Raw genomic sequence first — 19,297 nt, 5'->3', positions numbered from 1 at the left:
AGGAGCCCTCATGCCCGATACGCCCCGCAACGCCCCGAAAATCACGCTCCAATCGCTCATGGGTTCGACCGCTGCAGCGAACCCCGCGCCCGAGCCGGATGCGCCCACCCCCGCCGCCAGCAACGCCGAAGCCACCCGAGCGGCCCTTTCCGCAGAAGACCAGGCAAAGGTCGACGGTCTTGCCCGCCAGATAGACTTCACCCAGTCGGGCATCGAGCAAACCTGGGGAGCCGACGCCCAACGCGACATGGCCGCCTTCTCCGACCGCATGCTGCAGCAAACGACCAGCAAAGACGCTGGCCACGCCGGCGAACTCCTGCGCGAGCTTTTGGCCACGGTCGACGACAGCTCCCTCTCTGGCGTGAAGAAGGTGCCGATCATCGGGAGCATAGCCGTGAAAATCGATCAGGTGCGCCGGGAATACCAAAAGGTCGTCCCCCAGGTCGACGAAATTGTAGGCCAGCTGGAAGGCGCCCGCGCCCAGATGATCGGCGACATCGCCCTCTACGACGAGCTCTACGACCAGTCGGTCGCCCAGTACAAGCAGCTGAAAATTCACGTGGCAGCCGGCGCCCAGGCGCTCGCCGACTTCCGCACCACCCAGCTGCCCGCCCTCGAAGCCGAAGCCGCCGCATCGAGCGACCCCATGGCCGGCCAGGTGCTCAAGGACTTCAAGAGCAAGCTCGACCGGTTCGAAAAGCATCTCGACGACCTCGACCGCATCAGCGTCGTCGCCCTGCAGGCCTGCCCGCAAATCAAAATACTTCAGAATGCCGACGCGACGATCGCCGACAAAATCCAGACGACGGTGAGCACCACGATCCCCCTCTGGAAGAGCCAGATGGTTATCGCCCTGGGGCTCGAGAACCAGCGCAAGGCCCTCGACCTGCAGCAAAAAGTCGACGACGTGACCAATCGCCTCCTGCGCGAGAACGCCGACCAGCTTCACCAGGGCGCCGTGGCAGCCGAGCGGGCCAACCAGCGCGGGGCGGTCGACGTGGATACCCTGCAGCACGTCAACGACGAGCTCATCGCCACGCTCAAAGACACGATCGAAGTGCAGAAGCAGGGCCGCGCCCAACGTGCCGAAGCCCAGCAGAAGATGCGCACGATGGAAGGCGAGCTGAAGGCCGCCCTTATCGAGCACATCAGCGCGTAGGTGCCGCCATGGCCTCGCCCGCCCGCGATTCTGTCTGGACGCGCGCGATTTCCTTTTCGCGCGCAACGTGGGCCGAAGCGGTGCGCCCCTTGCGGCTGATGAGCAGACCGCGCACGATCGTGCCGTTGCGGCGCCCGCTCGTGTAGAGGTAGCCGAAGGTGCAGAAGACCACCGCGCCCACAAAGTTCACGATGAGGTCCTTCATCGTGTCGAGCAGGCCGATGTCGAGGTAACCGCCCTCGATGGTGAGCGTCTGGCCGTCTGTCGCCGTAACGACCGTCTGCGCGATATCGTCGAAGCGCACGGGCGTCTGCGTGCCCGTAGGGTCGAGCAGGATCGAGGAGATCGACGTGACCAGGAAGTCCTTCTGCATGTCCACCCCGAAGAGGCTGTCCATCGCGAATTCCACGAACTCCCAGAGCACGCCCACGGTCATCGAAAAGCAGAAAGCCACGAGCGCCAGGTACTTGGGCGACAGGCGCATGCCATCGCTGTGCTTGTTGAACAAGTCAACGAGGGAATAGCCCACGGCTGCGCACAGAAAGCCGTTGAGGGTATGGAGCATGGTGTCCCATCCGGGGATGAGGACGTAATAGTGGTTCACCTCGCCGAGGATCTCCGCCGCGAAGATGAACAAGTAGATGATCGCCTCGAAGACCGTGGGAATCTCGATGTTGAGCCGCGTCTCGGCCAGGGCGGGCAGAAGGAAAAGCACAAGCGACAGGGCGCACAGGGCCACGCTCTCCCACGACCCGATGATCACCGAGCGCACGAGCGTGACGATCACGAGCACGCGCAGCACCGAATAGATGACGAAATCGCGCCGGTCGGTGCGGATCTGGTCCTGCAGGTTGCGCACGAAGTAGCGCACGGAGAAATGCCCGGCATTCCCCTGTTTCATACGGCCTCCTCGGTTGAATCGAGCTCGCATTCCCCTTTCCCCTTACGATACACGCTTGCGTCAAGCCTGCGAAAACCGGCGCCGACCGTGCCGCCCCTGCCGCGTTCGGCTATAGTCGGATGCGAAACGCTCGACAGACCCAGCCGAAGAGGGACGCATGAAAACCAGGGAACTCGACATCAACGAAGACGGCTACAGCGTTCGCTGCAACCTCACCTGCGGCACCGACGACCGCACCCACGACCGCGTGGTCATCTGCACGCACGGGTTCGGCGGCACCAAGGATATCGCGAGCATCCAGAAATTCGCGGAAAAGGAAGTGGGCAAGCACAAGAAAGACGCGGTGCTCGCCTTCGACTGGCCCTGTCACGGCCGCGACGCCCGCAAAAAGCTTGAACTTGAAGAGTGCTTCTCCTACCTTTCGATCGTCGTGAACTACGCCAAGCGCGAGTTGGGTGCCACCCACCTCTACATTTATTCGGTGAGCTTCGGCGCCTACCTCACCCTCGCCTACCTGCAGGCCCACGGCAACCCCTTCGACCGCATCGCCTTGCGATCCTGCGGCATCCACATGGCCCAGCTCATGGAGAACAACGTCGCCCCCACCGACCGGGCAAAATTCGACCGCGGCAAAGAAGTGGAAGTGGGTTTCGACCGCAAGATGAAGATCGACCGCAGTCTCATCGACGACTTGGCCGCCCACGACATCACCAAAGCCGAATTCTTCGACTGGGCCGACGACATCATCATGCTCCACGGCGAGAACGACGAGTTCGTCCCCATCGATCAAGCGCGCGCCTTCGCCGACGACAACGTGATCGAGTTCATCGCCGTGCCGAACTGCGACCACGCCTTCCGCACGCCGAAGAACATGGACTTCGCCATCCACACGGTCGTGGAATTCTTCTCGCCGCGCAGCTAGGAAAGGAAAAGTCGGGCGAGCGCGCACGGCCGCATTCCACTACACTGTAAGGTAGATAGCCGGCGAAACAGTACAGGAAAGCGACGTCCCATGCAGGAGGACCTGCAAAAGATCCAATCCAAGCAGCTCACTGCTGCCTTGCTGCTCATCCTCGCTTTCATGGTCGCCGTCTGCAGCTTCCTCATCGTTCGCTCCGAAGGGCTCACCCGCGAGAACACGGCGCGCCTCATGGCCACCGACACCGAGCAGATCGAGCTCAACGCGTCGAACTATTTCAAGACCGTCCAGAACACCGCCCAGCTCATGTTCACCGACAAGAGCTACTACGCCTACGACCCCGTCACCTCCGAACTCGACGCCTACAGCAAAACCCAGGCCGAAAACGCCGTGCGCGGCCGCATCTTCGACATCGGCAGCACCGAGAGCTTCTCCGACTTCGGCGTGGTCTACGCCGACGGCAGTCACCTAGGCTGGATCTCGCAGACCACGTTGGGGCTGTTCAACGACGGCGGGATGTACGAAGAGTTCGAAGGCCGTATCACCGATGTCGCCCGTCAGAGCGGCTGGACGTTCGACGTGCGCGGCAACACCCACCGCCTGTGGTACGTGAAGCGCCTCAACGATGACGCCCTGCTCGTGATGTCGGTTTACTCCAGCTCGATGGCCGAAGTTTTCGCCGCACCGGAAGGCCTGGGCGACGCGACCGTATCGCTCGTCGACGACGACAACACCGTGCTGTTCTCCAGCGACGAGGACAGCATCGGCCAACCGCTCGACGAGCAGGTGGCCGCGCTCGTGGGCACGGAAGGGAACACCAGCTCCTACAACGATCGCTACTTCGCGGCGTCGAGCACAGCGGAGAACGGCTGGCGCGTGGTGGTGGCGTCCCCCACCGATTCGGTGATGGGGCAGTTCGAGAGCATGCGCAATGTCATCTACCTGTTCCTGGCCTTCATGATCGTCCTGTTCGTGCTCGTGGGGGGCATCGTCTATCTGCGCATTTCACGCCCCGTGGACACCCTGGTCGAAGACTTGAGCGCCCGCGCCCGCACCGACCAGCTCACCGGCCTGCTCAACAAGGTGACCTATGAGACGACCGTGCGCGAGATGATCGAAGCCAAACAGGCGCAGGGCATCTTCGGCTACCTGATCCTCGACGTAGACCGCTTCAAGAACATCAACGACCGCTTCGGGCACGTGCGCGGCGACGAGGTCCTCAAGCAAATGGGCTCCACTATACGGGATTGCTGCGTGCACGCGAGCGCCACGGGGCGCGTGGGCGGCGACGAATTCTCGTCGTTCACCTTCATCGAAGGGGCCGGCGAAGACGAGATGCGCGCATTCGGGCGCGAGCTCGTCGACCGAATCATCGTGCAGGTGCGCCGCGATTTCAGCGGGCCGAAATGGAAGGGCATGCACATCACCGTGAGCATCGGCGAGGCCATAGCGCCCGCGGGCTCGGTGACGTTCGACGACCTCTACAAAGCGGCCGACGCCGCGCTCTACGATGCGAAGCGCCAGGGTCGCGACCGCGGCACGGTCACGGTGTTCAAGGAGGGCGTATGGCTCTAAACACGCGCACGGCGGTCTCGCGCGTCACGCAAATCGTCGCCATCATCCTTCTCGCGCTCGTCGTCTGCCTTGCCGTCCTGCTCGCGCGTGCGCTGCTCGACGACAATTCCCAACAGACGGACGCGGCGGTCGACGACAAGACCGATATCTCCTATTCCTGGTGGGGCAACGACGGGCGCCATCGTTACACGGTCAAAGGCCTGGACGATTTCACCGCCAAGAACCCCGACATCGCCGTGTCGCCCACCTACGGCGTATGGGACGGCTACGAGCAGCGCTACACGTCGATGATGAGAGCCCGTGAAGAGCGTGACGTCATGCAGGTCAACTACGCCTGGCTCGCCACGTACTCCCCCGACGGCACGGGCTACTACGACCTCAACGCCCTTTCCGACCAGATCGACCTGTCGCAGTTCACCGACCGCGACCTCGCCTTCGGCACGCGCAACGGCACCCTCAACGCCCTGCCCATCGCCTACAACATGCCCGTGTTCTACTACAACCAGTCGTTGCTCGACCAGTACGGGCTCACCGTGCCGCGCACCTGGGACGACCTATTCGCCTGCGCTCGCGTCCTGCGCGCGCACGACGTGAGCACCCTGTGCCTGAACGACAAGCAGCTGTGGATGTGCATGCTGGCCTGGTACGAGCAGACCACCGGCACGCGCGCGTTCGACGAGAACGGCGTCTGCCAGATCGACCAGGCCGGTTTCGAAAGCATGATCGCCCAATGCAACCGCATGGTGTCCGAAGGGGTGATCGACCTCGACGGGGATTCGCCCTCCCAGCAGTTCGCCAACGGCACGACCGCCGGCGTCGTGATCTGGGCAAGCGATGCGACGCGCTACTGCCAGCCCGTAGCCGATGCCGGGCAGACCGTTGTGCTGGGGCCGAATCCCGGCATCACCGGCCCCAGCACGATCGGCTGGTACCTCAAACCCGCCACGATGCTCGCGATCAGCGCGCACACGGTCCATCCCGAAGAGGCCGCCCGCTTGGTGAACTACCTGCTCAACGACCCCGATTACGCCCTTTTGCAGGGCACCGAAAAGGGCGTGCCCGCCAGCAAGACCGCGCGGGAAACGCTCGCCGACAACGGAAAGCTTTCGGGGTTCGAAGAGGAAGCCACCGAACAGATGCAAGACCACAAAGACGAGCTTGATCCCATGGTGCCCGCCATGGAAGACGCCGACATCATCAGCGCCTTCAAGGACAGCCTACGCAAATACGAATACGGCCGCGCCGACCTTTCCCAGAGCGCCCAAGAGCTGTACGCTGCCGTTCAGGAATCGAACGCCTAGCGCGGCGCGCCCCTCGGGGCAGCGGCGCGCCGCGCGCCCACACAAGGAGACGCCCATGAGCGCATATTTCGGAAGCGACGTGCCCAAACTCGGGTTCGGCATGATGCGCCTGCCCCGCAAGCTTGCCGCCATCGATATCGAGGAAACCGAGCGGATGGTCGACGCCTTCCTCGCGGCCGGCTTCACCTACTTCGACACGGCCCACATCTATCCCGGCAGCGAGGTCGCCACGCGCAAGGCGCTCGTGGAGCGCTACCCACGCGAACGGTTCACCTTGGCCACCAAGCTCTACGCGCCCCTTGCCCGCACCGAGCGCGGCGCCCGCCAGCAGCTCGACACCTCGCTGGAAAAGCTGGGCACCTCTTATGTGGACTACTACCTGCTCCATTCGCTCAACCGCGCCAATTACCGCAAATACGAGAAGATGCGCCTGTGGGATTTCGTGCAGGAGAAGAAGGCCGAAGGGGCGATTCGCCATGTGGGCTTTTCCTTCCACGACACGCCCGACGTGCTCGACCGGATCCTCAACGACCACCCCGAAGTGGAATTCGTGCAGCTGCAGATCAACTACGCCGATTGGGAGAACCCCAAGGTGGCCTCGCGCGGCAACTACGAAACGGCCCGCGCCCACGGTGTGTCGATCGTAGTGATGGAGCCGCTCAAAGGCGGCAAGATCGCCGATCCCCCGGCCAGCGTGAAGCGGATCTTCGACGAAACGGGGTCGCAGGCCAGCTACGCGTCATGGGGGATTCGGTTCGCAGCCGGGCTCGACGGCGTGATCTGCGTTCTTTCGGGCATGAGCACGATGGCGCAGGTAGAAGACAACGTTTCCTTCATGCGCGACTTCCGCCCGCTCGACGGCGCCGAACGCGCCGCCGTGCAGAAGGCCCAAGCCGCCTTCAACGCCTCGCCGGTCATCCAATGCACCGCATGCGGGTACTGCCTGTCCCGCTGCCCCCAGCAGATCGACATCCCCGGCATCTTCGACGCCATGAACCTGCGCCTGGGCGCCGGCCGCATCGAAGCGTCCGAGGCCGCCTACGCCGCCGCCACCGCGCCCGGCGCCCGGGCGACGAGTTGCATCGCCTGCGGAGCCTGCGAGCGCGCCTGCACCCAGAGCCTGCCGATCATCGACCTGCTCGCCCGCTGCGCCAAGACCTTCGATCGCTAAGCCATATCGGCCCGCGAGCGAGACGGCCGCGACGGTACGGGAAAAGCTCGCCGTCGCAGCCGCTTCGCATGCGCGCGAGCGCGCCTTAAATCACCTGGAAAATGAGGAAATCGAGGTAGTGGGTTTCGGGCACGCCCCAAAGGATGGGGTGGTCGGGCGCCTGCTGGCGCTCCTCTACCTGCTTCAGCTGCACGTGTGCCGCAGCCGCCGCCTCCCCTATCGCGCCCTTCAGAAGGCTCGTCGTCATGAAATGCGAGCACGAACAGGTGGCCAGGTATCCACCGCGCGGGAGCAGGCGCAGGGCGAGCTCGTTGATCTTCAGGTAGCCGCGGCGAGCCTGCTTGACGGTCGAGCGGCTTTTCGTGAAGGCCGGCGGGTCCAAGATCACCAAATCGAACGGACCGCCCTCCGCCGCCAGGCGCTTCCTGTCGCCCGCGAGCGCGGGCAGGTAGTCGAGCACGTCGGCGCAGGTGAAGCCCATGCGGTCGGCGAGCCCGTTGATCTCGGCGTTGTGCCGCGCCAGGTCGACGGCCGTCTGCGACACGTCGACGCAGCGCACGAAGGCCGCATCGCCCGCCGCCGCGTTCAAGCCGAAGGGCCCCACGTGGGAAAAGCAATCGAGCACCCGCTTGCCGGCCGCGAGCTGGCGCACGGCGCGCCGGTTGTACTTCTGGTCCAAGAAGAAGCCCGTCTTCTGGCTGTTGAGCAGGTCGACGTCGTAGGCGATGCCGTTTTCGCGCATGACGATGCGCTCCTGCGCGTCGGGGGCGTCCACGCAGGTGGCGCCCGCATCGGCGTCCCACCAGCCCTTCTGCAGGGCAAGGCCTTCATGGCGGCGGGCCGGCGCGTCGTTGCGCTCGTAGATGCCGCGCACCTCTTGCCCGTCGGCGCGCAGAACCTCCAGGATCATCGGGTAGAGCACGGGGCGCAGGCGGTCCATGCCCACCGTGCCCACCTGGGCGACGAGCACGTCCTCGTAGCGGTCGACGATGAGCCCGGGGAAGCCGTCGGCTTCGGAAAAGATGAGCCGACAGCAGTTGGTGTCGGGTTCGCAGCCGGGCAGAGCGCGCCGGCCCATCACCGTTTTGCGGTAGTCCCACGCCCATTGGACCTTCCGTCGCCAGAAGGCGTCGTCGAACCGGTCGTTGGCGTTGCGCGACACCAGGCGGATGCGGATCTTGCTCTCTTCGGAAAGCAGCCCCGTGCCCTGGTAGGTGCCGTTTTCCTCGACCACGTCGACGATGCAGCCGTTGGTGGCCGGCGTACCGTCGAGCGGCGCGGGCTCGATGCGTTCCACCTCGCCTTCGAATACCCAAACATGGCCCTTCTTCAGGGCCAGGGCCCCCTTCTTGGTGATGACCGCGCGCGGGTAGGGACGCTGCATGTGCATGGCTGCTCTCCTTCACGTTGACACTCGCCCCAGCGTACCACACGGGAAGACGGCGCTGCCGCGCGCGGGCTCTGCGTTCTTCGCGAGCCTGACGCGTTCCCGCCCCGCACTGCCCCGCCGCACGGTAAAGTAAAGGAAAACGCGAACGAACGAGAAGGATGGAACATGAGCGAACTGGTGAACGACTGCCTCAAACTGGGCTTCGGCATGATGCGCCTGCCCAAAGACGCCGACGGCGCGATCGACGTCGAAACGACCAAAGGCATGGTCGACGACTTCATCGCCGCCGGCGGCAAATACTTTGACACCGCCTTCGTCTACGAAGGGTCCGAAGAAGCCACGCGCAAGGCGCTCGTCGAACGCTATCCGCGCGACTCCTTCTACTTGGCGAGCAAGCTTCACGCCGGCAAATGGGCGGCCAAAGACGAAGCGGCCGCCAAAGCCGAAATTCGCACGAGCCTCGAGCGCAGCGGCGCCGGCTACATCGATTTCTACCTCCTGCACGGCATCGAGGACAACAACATCGCCTTCTACGACGACTACGACATCTGGGGATACATGCGCGAGCTCAAGCAAGAGGGGCTCGTGCGGCACGTGGGCTTTTCCTTCCACGACACCCCCGACATGCTCGAACGCCTGCTTACCGCCCACCCCGACGTCGATTTCGTCATGTTGCAGATCAACTACGCCGACTGGGAGAACCCCGTGGTGCACGCGCGCGAGAACTACGAGGTGGCCCGGGCGCACGGTAAACCGATCATCGTGATGGAGCCCGTGAAGGGCGGCATGCTCGCCCACCCCGCCGAACCGGTCGCGCGCGTGCTCGCCCAGGCCAACCCCACGGCCTCGCCGGCTTCGTGGGCCCTGCGTTTCGCCGCGTCCCTTCCCGGCGTGATGATGGTCCTCAGCGGCATGTCGACCCCCGACCAGATGAAGGACAACCTGGAAGTCTTCCGCGACTTCGCGCCGCTTTCCGCAAGCGAGCGCGAAACGATCGACCGGGCGCGCGCCGAACTCGACAAGATCGACCAGGTGGGCTGCACCGCATGCCACTACTGCACGCCGGGCTGCCCGCTCAACATCCACATCCCCGAAATGTTCCAGATCCTCAACGAGTACAAGCTCTACCACGATCTGAAACGCTCGAAGAAAGACTACGGCTGGCGCCCCGGCGGCCATCGCGCGTCCGCCTGCATCGCCTGCGGCCAGTGTGAGCAAGCCTGCCCCCAGCACCTGCCGATCATCGACCTGCTCGCCGAAGTGGCGCAGGATTTCGAATAGCCCCGCCGCGAACGGCGTCGAGCCAGCCCCTTGCCCACGCCGTTCGCGCGCGCCTGCATGCGTTTGCTCAATTTCCCCTGCGGTGTCCCCCACTCGTGTTACCATCTTCAAAGACGTAACACGAACGGAAGGAAGCTCATGCACATTCCCGAGAACTACCTGAGCCCGTCAACCTGCGGCGTCTTCGGCCTCGCCATGATTCCCATTTGGGCCCATGCCATCAAAAAGGTGCACGCCACCGTTCCGCGCGAGAAGATGCCCCTCTTGGGGGTCGCGGCGGCCTTCTGCTTCTTGGCCATGATGTTCAACATCCCCCTGCCCGGCGGCACGACCGGGCACGCCGTCTGCGGCACGCTCATCGCCATCCTCTTCGGCCCCTGGGCCGCCACGATCGCCGTGTCGATCGCGCTCATCATCCAAGCCGTCTTCTTCGGCGACGGCGGCATCCTGGCCATCGGGGCCAACTGCTTCAACATGGCTTTCGTCCTGCCTTTGGTGGGCTTCGGCGTCTATTCCTTCATCGTAGGACGCGGGGACAAGACGCTCGGCCGCGAGCTCGTCGCCGCCGGCGTCGCCTCCTACGTCGCGATCAACGCCGCCGCTCTCTGCGCCGCCATCGAGTTCGGCGTGCAGCCCCTGCTCTTCACCGACGCCGCCGGCCAGGCCCTCTACTGCCCCTACCCCCTGTGGATTTCGGTACCGGCCATGCTCGCAGGCCACCTGACGGTCTTCGGCGCCGCCGAAGTCGTCTTCACCGTGGGCATCCTTGCCTTCGTGCGCAAGACCGCGCCGTCCTTCGGCGTGGAAACCTCCGTCGACACGCCCACGGGCGCCAAGGCCCTCGCACCCGTCTACGTGCTCGTCGCCGCGCTCGTGGCGCTCACCCCGCTCGGCCTTCTGGCCGAAGGCGACGCGTGGGGCGAATGGGGCACCGAAGACCTGGCCGACATGGTGGGTTACATGCCCGTGGGCCTGGGCGAAGGCTGGGAATGGTCGTCGCTCATGCCCGACTACTCGATCGGCAGCCTGCCCGACATCGCCGGCTATCTGCTGAGCGCCGTCATCGGCGTCGCCCTGCTCGTGATCATCTTCCGTTTGGTTGCGGCGGCAATGAAGCCGACCGTATCGTTCGATTAGAGGCGCACCGACCGTGGAACACGAGGAAGAACGGGTGTCGACCCCGCCCGAGGCGCACGAGGTGCCCACCTGGCTGCTCGAGCCCCAGCGCTACGAGCCGGCGCGCGACCGCGACGGCTTTATCGGGAAGAGCATGCTGTCGATCACCGGCGTGCTTGCGGGGTTCAGGCTCGACGACGGCCGTGCCAGCCGCTTTTCGCCTTCGGCGCCCGCCAAGCTGGTCCTGGGACTGGGCGTAATCCTGCTCGCGTCGCTGTCGCGCAACTACTTCTTCGTGCTCATTCTGCTCGCCGCCCTACTCGTACGCGCCTGCGTCCTCCCAGCGCGGGCGCTCAAGCGGGTCGCTTCCGTGTCGGTCGCGGCGGCCGGGCTCACCTTCCTCATCATGCTGCCGGCCATCTTCATCGGCCAGTCGCAATCGGCCATGCTCGTAGCCACCAAGGTACTTGTATCGGTAGGATGCGCCCTCACCGTGGCCCAAACCACCCCCTACAACGAGCTCACCGCCGCCCTGCGCGTCTTCCACGTCCCCAACCTGTTCATCCTCACGATCGACCTGGCGCTGAAGAACATCGTGCGCCTGGGCACCATCGCCCTCGAAGTGCTCACCGCCCTCAAACTGCGCAGCGTGGGCCACTCTGCCGACAAGCGCTCGTCGATAGGCGGCGTGGGCGGGGTCGTGTTCCTGAAAACCAACGAGGCCGCCCAAACCACCTACGACGCCATGTGCTGCCGCGGGTTCGAAGGCGACTACCCCACGCCGCCCGCGCGCCCCTGGCGCGCCGCCGATATCGCCTGGTTCGCTGCGCTCGCCGCGGCCGTCGTCCTGTTCGCCTTCCTGCAAGGAGCCGTCCAATGAGTTTCGTCCATTCCCACGAGCACGCCGCGCGCCCGCACGTGCACGAAGGCGATCCGCTGCTCACCAGGCGCGACATGCCCCACGTGGGCGATAGCGACCCCGCACCCCACCCCGCCGGCCTGCATCGCCCGCGCCACGAGAGCGCACATGCGCTCATCGAATTCCGCGACTTCTGCTACGCCTACGAAAGCGAGCCGGTTCTGCGCCACATCGATTTGGAAATCGACGCGGGCGATTCGGTCGTGCTCATGGGCTACAACGGGTCGGGCAAATCGACCCTCTTGAAGGCGATGAACGGGCTCGTCTTCCCCCAACAGGGCGCCTACCTCTTCGACGGCGCGCCCGTGACGCCCGAATCGATGAAAGACCAAGCCTTCGCCAAACGCCTGCATCAGCGCGTGGGCTTCATCTTCCAAGACAGCGACGCCCAGCTCTTCTGCTCGAGCGTGGAAGAGGAAGTGGCCTTCGGGCCGCGCCAGATGGGCCTGCCCGAAGAGGAGGTCGAGCGCCGCGTCGCCGACGCCTGCCGCCTGCTCGACATCGAGCACCTGCGAGCCCGCGCCCCCTACCACCTTTCGGGAGGCGAGAAGAAGAAGGCCGCAATCGCCTGCATCCTGAGCATGAACCCCGACGTCTACTGCTTCGACGAGCCGCTCAACGGCCTCGATGTGAAGACGCGCGACTGGCTTTACGGTTTCCTGCAGACGCTCAAGAAATCGGGAAAGACCCTCATCGTGAGCACGCACGACCAGTCGCTTGCCGACGCCCTGGCCGACTACTTCGTCTACATGGGCGACATGCACGAATATTCCGACATGCCCCACGTGCACATCAACCGATAGCCGTGCGGGTGGCGGGACGCGGTGCGAGACGCCCCGGCAACACACCTTTCGCGCCGGTAGCGGCGCCGTTCCGCCTTCACGAAAGGCGTGTTACCGGCTAGGATTCCTCCGCTTCCACGGCCGCGCGGCCGTCGTCGCCCAGCTGGGTGCCAAAGGTCACGGCATCGCCCGAAAGCTTGCCCGAATAGCCGTTGAGCTTTTTCACGACCGCCTCGCCCGCGTCGCCGGTAAGCGGCGTGGGCTGGTAGTTGTTGCGGCTCGTTACGCTCGACACCGAACAGGGCACCACCCAAGCTTTGGAAAGAGCGTCCGCGTCCGTCACGAGCGAGCCGTTCTCGAACACGAAGGTCTGCTGGAACATCATCGTGTTCTTGTCCTTCGGATTGGCATTGCCCCCGAAGCAGAAATTGCCCATCGAATAGAGAATGTATCGGTCCTTATAACGCTCGACGCCCTGCAGGACATGCGGGTGCCCGCCGATGACCAGATCGCACCCGGCGTCGATGGCCGCATGGGCCAGATCCACCTGGCTCGATTCGGGCGTATGGTTGCCTTCGACACCCCAGTGGAAGTTGCCCACCACGAGCTGGCAGCCTTCCTCGCGCAGCTTCTGCACCGCGGTTGTCATCGGACTTTGGGCATCGGTATCGGCGCTCAGGTCGCGAATGCCGAACAGGCCCACCTTGATGCCGTCGACGTCGTAGGTGGACGTGCGGTCGAAGCCGAAGTTCGCGATACCGGCCGCATCGAGCGCATCGATCGTGTCGGTGTAGCCCTGCGTGCCGAAATCATGGCTATGGTTGTTGGCCACGCTCACCGCTTCGACGCTGCCGTCAGTGAAGATCTGCGTGTATTCCTTCGGACCCTTGAAGTTGAAAGATTTTTCCTGAATGTCGGTGCTCGTGGTGAAGGTGCCCTCGCAGTTGCCCACCGTGAGCTGGTCGGCGCCCGTGTAGGGTAAGACGTTCTTGAAGAAATAGGCCGAACCCTGCTTTTTGTAGACGCTCGTAAAGTTGGTGCTCACGTCGAAATCGGCATCGGTGCCCAAGGTACAGTCGCCCAAGGCCGTCACCGTGAGCTCGACGCGCTCTGCGGGTGCCGCGGCACCGTCGCCCGACGCGGCATCGTCGGCGGTTTGCTCGGCCGCGTGCGTGTCGCCGGCGCCATCTCCCGCCTGAGCCCCCGCCCGCGCGCACTGGGCGATGCCGAACACCAGAAGGACGATAACGGCTGCCGCCGCCAGCAGGAGCGGAAGGCGCGAAGGAAGAGCGATCTCGGAAGGGGCTTTTCTGCCGGACGCTGAAAGCTGTACGGGTATAGCAGCACGCGTACGCGGTCGACTCGCCCGCGACGGGCGCGCTTGCGCGCGCGACCGCGCAGGCCGNATGAGCAGGGCGACCGCCGAAATCGCCAAGCGCTTGGAAGAGGACGTGGCGGCCGATCTGGTCGACGCCCTGCGCCAGTCGATGCTCGACGAGCTGCGCGATACGCTTGCGGCCCAGCACACTACTCTCGACGATTTTCTCGCCGCCCAGCAGATGACGCGCGACGCGCTCGAAGTGGGCGCGCAGAACCAAGCCCGCGAGACCCTGCGCCAGTCGGTGGCGCTCGATGCGGTCTTCCGCCATGAAAAGCTCGCGGTCACCGACGACGACCGGCGGGCGGCCCTTGCGGCCATCGCCCCCGGCCATGAAGACGAGGCCGAAGCCCAGCAGCGCGAGACCGGCTACACGCTGCCTCTTATACACACATAGATGAGCATAAGAGAAGCGCGTACGCTTGGGCGGCGTGCACCCGTACCGCTCGCATTGCCCGTGCGCATGCGCGGATGCGGCGCGCGATTGGCGCGCCCCTGCGAATCGCTCCTGCGCTCTTCGTCCCCCGAACGTCCTTGCGTCATCGTGGTTCCCCTTACTCGACGATGGCCTTCCCACCTTCAGTGTAGCAGCTGGCTGCGCAACTCGGGCGCGCAAGGTGCTCGGGACCGACAGCGAAGGGGACTTTTCGCTATACCTGTATAGTGTTGAGGATTCATTACGACCAGATATAGCTGTATGCGTATTGTCAATCAGCTGCTAGGATAGGTGCACCTTATTCGAAGGGATGCGCGCATGATAATCAACACCGGTCAGCGCACCGATATTCCCGCCTTCTTCGCGCCCTGGCTGGCCAATCGGCTCCGTGCGGGCAGCGTCTGCGTGCGCAACCCCTTCAACCGCCTGCAGGTGAGCCGCTACCGGCTCTCCCCCGATGTGGTCGACGTTATCGGCTTCTGCACCAAGAATCCCGAGCCGCTCTTCCCCTATTTCGACCTACTCGAGCCCTTCGCCCAATTTTGGCATGTGACGATCACGCCCTACGGGCGCGACATCGAACCCGGCGTACCCGACAAGCATCGACTTCTCGCGGTCTTTCGCGAGCTCTCTGCCCGCGTGGGCACCCCGGCGGTTGCCTGGCGCTACGATCCGATCTTGCTATCGCCGACCTATTCGATGGACTACCACCTGCGCGCCTTCGAAACCATGGCCGCCGCGCTCGACGGCGCGACCACCACCGTCACGATCAGCTTCATCCAGCTGTATCAGAAGCTCGCGCGCAACTTCCCCGAAGCTGCGGATGTCTCCCTCGAAGATCGCCTGTACCTCGCTCGACGAATCGTCGAGATCGCGGGGGCGCACGGCATGGAAGTGCGCCTCTGCCCGCCCGACGACCGGCTTGCCCAAACCGGCGTCGTCAATGCGGGCTGCATGACGCTCGACCTCTACGAGCGGGCAATCGGGCGCAAACTCGACCCGCCCGCCTTCAAACCGGCGCGCGCCGCCTGCGCCTGCTACCTGGGCTGCGACATCGGCGCCTACAGCACCTGCCCCCACCTCTGCCGCTACTGCTACGCCAACCACGACGCGCAGGCCGTTGCCGCCAACCGCGCGCGCCACGACCCCGCATCGCCCTTTCTTATCGGCGGGCCCGAGGAAGGCGACCGCGTCCACGACGTGGACCAGCGATCGTGGAAGGTCGACCAGCTCGCGCTCTTCTGAGCCGGCCGTCCGCACTGAGCGATACGGCCGCAACCGCCCCGCAGCGCCTCGTAAGGTCTTTCCACCGTGGGGTTCGACATGACGCCGAAGACCTCGCGGAAGCGCTTGCCCCGCGCGCGTTAGCCCAGCGCCACGTCGAGGGCCATCATCAACGTGAAGCCCACGGCGAACATGAGCACCCCCACATTCGAATGGGCACCCTCGCTCATCTCGGGGATGAGCTCTTCGACCACCACGTACATCATCGCGCCCGCGGCGAACGCGAGCAGATACGGCAGCATCGGCAGCACCAGCCCGGCCGCGAGGATCGTCGCCACGGCGCCGATAGGCTCCACCACGCCCGAAAGGAACCCGCCTGCGAACGCCTTCCCCCGGCTCGCGCCGGCCGCCCGCAGGGGCAGCGAGATAATCGCGCCTTCGGGGAAGTTCTGGATCGCGATGCCGATGGACAGGGCGAGCGCGCCCATGATCGTGATGTTCGCGCTGCCCGCGAGCCAGCCCGCGTACACCACGCCGACGGCCATGCCTTCGGGGATGTTGTGCAGCGTCACGGCGAGCACCATGAGGGTCGTGCGCTGCAGGCGGCTGCGCGGGCCCTCCGGCTTGGCGTCGGTTTCGCCCAGATGCAGGTGGGGAATGACCATGTCGAGCAAGAGCAGAAAGAGGATGCCCAACCAGAAACCCGCCACGGCGGGAACGAAGGCGAACGCACCCATCGCCGAAGCGTCTTCCATAGCCGGAATGAGCAAGCTCCATATCGAGGCCGCTACCATCACGCCCGCCGCGAAACCGGTGAGCGCGCGCTGCACCGATCGGTTGAGCGCGCCGCGCATGACGAACACGAGCGCGGCGCCGAGGGTGGTGCCGGCGAACGGTATCGCAAGCCCTTGCAGCACTTCGATCACGGTGGCCCCTTTCTGCGCGTGCGGCAATACGTCCTGCTAGTGTAGCCGAACTGTGGCGGGACGACGGGGACGGAGGGTGTCGTCCCACTTTCGTGGGACGACACCCTCCGTCCCCGTCGTCCCGCCCGACACCCTCCGTCCCCGTCGTCACGGCTACAATGTGGGGAAAGACCGCAACCGAAAGGACCCCCATGCAGGCACGATTCATCCACCACTGCACCCACGTGATCGACAAGCAGGCCACCATCGCCTTCTACGAGAAGGCGCTCGGCTTCCACGTCGTACGGGAATTCGGCCCCGATGACGGATCGTGGACCAACACCTTCATGACAAACGACGCGAGCCCCTTCGAACTCGAGCTCACCTGGAACCGCGGGCGCACCGAACCCTACGAGAACGGCGGCAAGGACACCCACATCGCCTTCGCCGTCGACGATTTCGCCGCCTTCCGCGCGCTGCACGAGCAGATGGACTGCATCGTCTTCGACAACCCGGCCATGGGCCTGTACTTCATCGCCGACCCCGACGGCCAGTGGATCGAGATACTTCCCGAAAAATAAGCCAGCGGGCAAGCGCCCGCCCGGGCGACGGGGCTCCCTCCCGCAGCCCGGGCGCCCCCGGAAAGGAGCAAACGGTGGTCGAAGCACGCGCGGTGCTCTTCGATTTGGACGACACCCTCTACGACCAGGCCGTGCCCTTCGCACGCGCGGTCCATGCTGTCGTCGGGCCCGTGGAGGGCGCAACCGACGCCGCCCTCTACGCAGCCAGCCGCGCCCATAGCGGCGAGATCTTCGCCGCCTACGGCGAGGGCCGCGACCCCACCCAGGCGATGTACGCCCGCCGCATGATCGCCACGTTGACCGAATTCGGCCGTCCCGTAACCGAAGACGTCGCCCTGCAGATCCAACGCCGCTACATGGCGCGCGCCTGCAACCCCATCGAGCTTTCGGCCCCCATGCGGGGCCTGCTCGACGACCTGGCCGCCCGTAACGTGCGGTTGGGGGTCGTGACGAACGGCAACGGCGAGCGCCAGCGCGCCAAAGCCCGTCAGCTGGGGCTCGACCGCTGGATGCCCGCACGCGCGATCGTCGTGTCCGAAGACGTGGGGCTCGCGAAGCCCGACCCCGCGATCTTCGCCTTGGGCGCCCAGAGGCTCGACGTGCCCGCCGAGGCGTGCGTCTTCGTGGGCGACTCGATCGACGTCGACGTGCGCGGCGCCCAAGCCGCCGGCATGGGCGCCGTGTGGATCAACCGCCGCGATGCGCCCGTCCCCGCGGGCGCCCGCTTCCCCGTCGTCCGCACCGATGCCGAACTGCGCGCGCTGTTGGGGTAGGCTGCGCCTGGGCCGCCAATCCCGATAGCCCCCGCGCGTGTGCGCAGCCACCCCCGTTCGTGGAAAGATGGAGCGTCTTTGCGGCGCCCTCTTCGGCGCTCGGCGACGCGCCGCTACCATAGGGCGCATGAAGGACCTCACCGACATCCAAGCCGCCCGGTTCGCCGAGCTCGCACGGCCCTACCTGGCGCACCCGGCCGTGCAGCGCATGGGCCGCTTCGTCCAGCACGGCAACGTCACCACGCTCGCCCACGTGGTGCGCGTGGCCCGCTGCGCCTTCGGCTGGTCCCAGCGCTTCCGCCTGCACGTGAACGAACGCGACCTGGTGGCCGGCGCCCTTCTGCACGATTTCTACCTCTACGACTGGCACAAGCCCCACCCGGGCACCCCGCACCACGCCACGCGCCACCCTATTTACGCGGCCGAAAACGCCGCGCGCATCTTCGGCGCCGACGATGCCGTCCTCGCGATCGTTCGCACCCACATGTGGCCCCTGCCGCCCCAGCGCGTCCCCACCAGCCGCGAAGCCCTGCTCGTGAGCCTGGCGGACAAATACTGCTCCCTCTACGAAACGCTCTTCCTGCGCAACGTGGGGGCCCAAGCCTCGCCCGCTCCCCGGCAGAAGGCCCGCCCATGACGCTCAGCTCGTTCGTGGTGCTCTTCGCCCTGTGCAGCTTCGCCGGCTGGGTCTACGAAAGCATCCATTCCGTGATCCGCACCGGCAAGTGGGACCGCCGCGGCTTCCTCTACGGACCCATCTGCCCCATCTACGGCGTGGGCGTGGTGGGCATCACGCTCATCGTGAAGGCGATCACCGACATGGTCGGCACGCCCCTGGCTTGGTGGCAGGTCTTCCTGGTGTCCTTCTTCGGCAGCATGCTGCTCGAATACCCCACCTCGTACTTCCTGGAAAAATGGTTCCACGCCTACTGGTGGGACTATTCCAACGTTCCCCTGAACGTGAACGGCCGTATATCGGTGCCCACGGCCGCCGTGTTCGGCGCGGGAGGCCTGCTCGCCATCTACGGGATCTACCCCCTCTGGTTGCAGCTCGAGGCAGCCGTGCCCGCAATCGCGATCGAAATCGCCGCCTATGCGATCGTGGTGCTCATCACCGTCGACGCCACGCTCACCGTGAGCGCCCTCACCGACTTCCAGAAGATCGTCGCCAACGCCGACCGCGATTTCAACGAACGGGCAGGAGAAATCGCGGCGCAGGTCACCGGCGGTCAGACGGCGGTGAGCGCAGCCATGGACAAGCTGGAAAAGAACGCCGCAGAAGCGGGCGAGGCGCTCGAGAACAGGCGCGACACTTTCCTGCGCACGCACGTGCAGCCCCGCATCGACGAAATGAACGCCGCCCAGGTGCGCGCCCTGCGCCGCGTGCACGGCTTCACCGACGCCCGCCGGTCGGATATGCGGGACAGAGTCGCCGAGCTTGTCCGCGCGCGGGCGAAGCGCAAGAAATAGCCCGCCCCGCCAGGGC

19 protein-coding genes are annotated in these 19,297 nt (G+C 65.3%); 15 read left to right on the top strand and 4 right to left on the bottom strand.

Annotation, left to right across the window (positions count from 1 at the left end; translation table 11 throughout):
* Nucleotides 1-10: 10 nt before the first annotated feature.
* Nucleotides 11-1,159, top strand: a complete 1,149-nt coding sequence (locus BN3270_RS01265) for a toxic anion resistance protein (RefSeq protein WP_271711862.1) — start codon at nucleotides 11-13, stop codon at nucleotides 1,157-1,159.
* On the opposite strand, the gene BN3270_RS01260 is transcribed toward BN3270_RS01265, so the two are convergent.
* A complete protein-coding gene (locus BN3270_RS01260) occupies nucleotides 1,149-2,060 on the bottom strand; it encodes a hypothetical protein (RefSeq protein ID WP_058985392.1) in 912 nt (303 codons plus the stop codon). The genes BN3270_RS01265 and BN3270_RS01260 overlap by 11 nt on opposite strands.
* Before the next feature lie 157 nt (nucleotides 2,061-2,217).
* Between BN3270_RS01260 and BN3270_RS01255 the strand changes: the two genes are divergently transcribed.
* The 4 genes from BN3270_RS01255 (at nucleotide 2,218) to BN3270_RS01240 (ending at nucleotide 7,026) form a co-directional block, all read left to right on the top strand.
* Entirely contained in the window at nucleotides 2,218-2,982 is a 765-nt protein-coding gene (locus BN3270_RS01255) for an alpha/beta hydrolase family protein (protein ID WP_058985391.1), read from the top strand.
* Nucleotides 2,983-3,072: 90 nt separating this feature from the next.
* Nucleotides 3,073-4,554, top strand: a complete 1,482-nt coding sequence (locus BN3270_RS01250; protein ID WP_058985389.1) for a GGDEF domain-containing protein — start codon at nucleotides 3,073-3,075, stop codon at nucleotides 4,552-4,554.
* Complete coding sequence (locus BN3270_RS01245) at nucleotides 4,545-5,855, top strand: ABC transporter substrate-binding protein (RefSeq protein WP_058985385.1); 1,311 nt, start codon at nucleotides 4,545-4,547, stop codon at nucleotides 5,853-5,855. Before BN3270_RS01250 ends, BN3270_RS01245 begins: the two co-directional genes overlap by 10 nt.
* Before the next feature lie 55 nt (nucleotides 5,856-5,910).
* Nucleotides 5,911-7,026, top strand: coding sequence for an aldo/keto reductase (locus tag BN3270_RS01240; protein WP_058985383.1), 1,116 nt, complete (start codon nucleotides 5,911-5,913; stop codon nucleotides 7,024-7,026).
* Nucleotides 7,027-7,111: 85 nt separating this feature from the next.
* On the opposite strand, the gene BN3270_RS01235 is transcribed toward BN3270_RS01240, so the two are convergent.
* Entirely contained in the window at nucleotides 7,112-8,416 is a 1,305-nt protein-coding gene (locus tag BN3270_RS01235) for a class I SAM-dependent rRNA methyltransferase (RefSeq protein ID WP_058985380.1), read from the bottom strand.
* Nucleotides 8,417-8,581: 165 nt separating this feature from the next.
* Here BN3270_RS01235 and BN3270_RS01230 point away from each other — a divergent pair, with 165 nt between their 5' ends.
* The 4 genes from BN3270_RS01230 to BN3270_RS01215 all read left to right on the top strand — a co-directional run bounded on the left by BN3270_RS01230 (nucleotide 8,582) and on the right by BN3270_RS01215 (nucleotide 12,535).
* Nucleotides 8,582-9,697 carry an aldo/keto reductase gene (locus BN3270_RS01230; RefSeq protein ID WP_058985378.1) on the top strand — a complete coding sequence of 372 codons (1,116 nt, stop codon included), beginning with the start codon at nucleotides 8,582-8,584 and terminating at the stop codon, nucleotides 9,695-9,697.
* Nucleotides 9,698-9,835: 138 nt separating this feature from the next.
* Complete coding sequence (cbiM, locus tag BN3270_RS01225) at nucleotides 9,836-10,834, top strand: cobalt transporter CbiM (protein WP_058985376.1); 999 nt, start codon at nucleotides 9,836-9,838, stop codon at nucleotides 10,832-10,834.
* A 13-nt stretch (nucleotides 10,835-10,847) separates the two neighbouring features.
* The gene (locus BN3270_RS01220; RefSeq protein WP_058985374.1) at nucleotides 10,848-11,693 is read left to right on the top strand and encodes an energy-coupling factor transporter transmembrane component T; all 846 of its coding nucleotides are present in this window, start codon (nucleotides 10,848-10,850) and stop codon (nucleotides 11,691-11,693) included.
* Complete coding sequence (locus BN3270_RS01215) at nucleotides 11,690-12,535, top strand: energy-coupling factor ABC transporter ATP-binding protein (protein ID WP_271711861.1); 846 nt, start codon at nucleotides 11,690-11,692, stop codon at nucleotides 12,533-12,535. Before BN3270_RS01220 ends, BN3270_RS01215 begins: the two co-directional genes overlap by 4 nt.
* Before the next feature lie 97 nt (nucleotides 12,536-12,632).
* Here BN3270_RS01215 and BN3270_RS01210 read toward each other — a convergent pair whose 3' ends face one another.
* Complete coding sequence (locus tag BN3270_RS01210) at nucleotides 12,633-13,748, bottom strand: CapA family protein (protein WP_058985372.1); 1,116 nt, start codon at nucleotides 13,746-13,748, stop codon at nucleotides 12,633-12,635.
* 172 nt (nucleotides 13,749-13,920) lie between these two features.
* On the opposite strand from BN3270_RS01210, the gene BN3270_RS09570 reads away from it, so the two are divergent.
* Nucleotides 13,921-14,289, top strand: a complete 369-nt coding sequence (locus BN3270_RS09570) for a SurA N-terminal domain-containing protein (protein ID WP_058985369.1) — start codon at nucleotides 13,921-13,923, stop codon at nucleotides 14,287-14,289.
* A 357-nt stretch (nucleotides 14,290-14,646) separates the two neighbouring features.
* Nucleotides 14,647-15,573 carry a DUF1848 domain-containing protein gene (locus tag BN3270_RS01200; protein ID WP_058985367.1) on the top strand — a complete coding sequence of 309 codons (927 nt, stop codon included), beginning with the start codon at nucleotides 14,647-14,649 and terminating at the stop codon, nucleotides 15,571-15,573.
* Nucleotides 15,574-15,692: 119 nt separating this feature from the next.
* Here the strand turns inward: BN3270_RS01200 and BN3270_RS01195 are convergent, their stop codons facing one another.
* The gene (locus BN3270_RS01195) at nucleotides 15,693-16,478 is read right to left on the bottom strand and encodes a ZIP family metal transporter (protein ID WP_058985365.1); all 786 of its coding nucleotides are present in this window, start codon (nucleotides 16,476-16,478) and stop codon (nucleotides 15,693-15,695) included.
* A gap of 191 nt (nucleotides 16,479-16,669) precedes the next feature.
* On the opposite strand from BN3270_RS01195, the gene BN3270_RS01190 reads away from it, so the two are divergent.
* The 4 genes from BN3270_RS01190 to BN3270_RS01175 all read left to right on the top strand — a co-directional run bounded on the left by BN3270_RS01190 (nucleotide 16,670) and on the right by BN3270_RS01175 (nucleotide 19,281).
* Nucleotides 16,670-17,038: a VOC family protein gene (locus BN3270_RS01190; RefSeq protein ID WP_058985364.1), complete on the top strand. Its 369-nt coding sequence runs from the start codon at nucleotides 16,670-16,672 to the stop codon at nucleotides 17,036-17,038.
* 74 nt (nucleotides 17,039-17,112) lie between these two features.
* Nucleotides 17,113-17,811 (top strand): HAD family hydrolase, encoded by a 699-nt coding sequence (locus BN3270_RS01185; protein WP_058985363.1) that lies wholly within the window; start codon nucleotides 17,113-17,115, stop codon nucleotides 17,809-17,811.
* Nucleotides 17,812-17,878: 67 nt separating this feature from the next.
* Entirely contained in the window at nucleotides 17,879-18,448 is a 570-nt protein-coding gene (locus BN3270_RS01180) for an HD domain-containing protein (RefSeq protein WP_082673252.1), read from the top strand.
* Complete coding sequence (locus tag BN3270_RS01175; RefSeq protein WP_058985359.1) at nucleotides 18,445-19,281, top strand: putative ABC transporter permease; 837 nt, start codon at nucleotides 18,445-18,447, stop codon at nucleotides 19,279-19,281. The genes BN3270_RS01180 and BN3270_RS01175 overlap by 4 nt, the downstream gene beginning before the upstream one ends.
* Nucleotides 19,282-19,297 lie beyond the last annotated feature (16 nt).

The sequence above is a fragment of the Hugonella massiliensis genome (assembly GCA_001486445.1).
Lineage (GTDB): Bacteria > Actinomycetota > Coriobacteriia > Coriobacteriales > Eggerthellaceae > Hugonella > Hugonella massiliensis.
Note: the sequence above shows the minus strand (reverse complement) of the source record. Positions and strands in the feature narration are given on the sequence as shown.

Excerpts from the sequence above, each read along its gene's own strand:
- BN3270_RS01265 (WP_271711862.1), top strand. The coding sequence starts at position 11 with ATGCCCGATACGCCCCGCAACGCCCCGAAAATCACGCTCCAATCGCTC.
- BN3270_RS01260 (WP_058985392.1), bottom strand. The coding sequence starts at position 2,060 with ATGAAACAGGGGAATGCCGGGCATTTCTCCGTGCGCTACTTCGTGCGC.
- BN3270_RS01255 (WP_058985391.1), top strand. The coding sequence starts at position 2,218 with ATGAAAACCAGGGAACTCGACATCAACGAAGACGGCTACAGCGTTCGC.
- BN3270_RS01250 (WP_058985389.1), top strand. The coding sequence starts at position 3,073 with ATGCAGGAGGACCTGCAAAAGATCCAATCCAAGCAGCTCACTGCTGCC.
- BN3270_RS01245 (WP_058985385.1), top strand. The coding sequence starts at position 4,545 with ATGGCTCTAAACACGCGCACGGCGGTCTCGCGCGTCACGCAAATCGTC.
- BN3270_RS01240 (WP_058985383.1), top strand. The coding sequence starts at position 5,911 with ATGAGCGCATATTTCGGAAGCGACGTGCCCAAACTCGGGTTCGGCATG.
- BN3270_RS01235 (WP_058985380.1), bottom strand. The coding sequence starts at position 8,416 with ATGCACATGCAGCGTCCCTACCCGCGCGCGGTCATCACCAAGAAGGGG.
- BN3270_RS01230 (WP_058985378.1), top strand. The coding sequence starts at position 8,582 with ATGAGCGAACTGGTGAACGACTGCCTCAAACTGGGCTTCGGCATGATG.
- cbiM (WP_058985376.1), top strand. The coding sequence starts at position 9,836 with ATGCACATTCCCGAGAACTACCTGAGCCCGTCAACCTGCGGCGTCTTC.
- BN3270_RS01215 (WP_271711861.1), top strand. The coding sequence starts at position 11,690 with ATGAGTTTCGTCCATTCCCACGAGCACGCCGCGCGCCCGCACGTGCAC.
- BN3270_RS09570 (WP_058985369.1), top strand. The coding sequence starts at position 13,921 with ATGAGCAGGGCGACCGCCGAAATCGCCAAGCGCTTGGAAGAGGACGTG.
- BN3270_RS01200 (WP_058985367.1), top strand. The coding sequence starts at position 14,647 with ATGATAATCAACACCGGTCAGCGCACCGATATTCCCGCCTTCTTCGCG.
- BN3270_RS01190 (WP_058985364.1), top strand. The coding sequence starts at position 16,670 with ATGCAGGCACGATTCATCCACCACTGCACCCACGTGATCGACAAGCAG.
- BN3270_RS01180 (WP_082673252.1), top strand. The coding sequence starts at position 17,879 with ATGGAGCGTCTTTGCGGCGCCCTCTTCGGCGCTCGGCGACGCGCCGCT.
- BN3270_RS01175 (WP_058985359.1), top strand. The coding sequence starts at position 18,445 with ATGACGCTCAGCTCGTTCGTGGTGCTCTTCGCCCTGTGCAGCTTCGCC.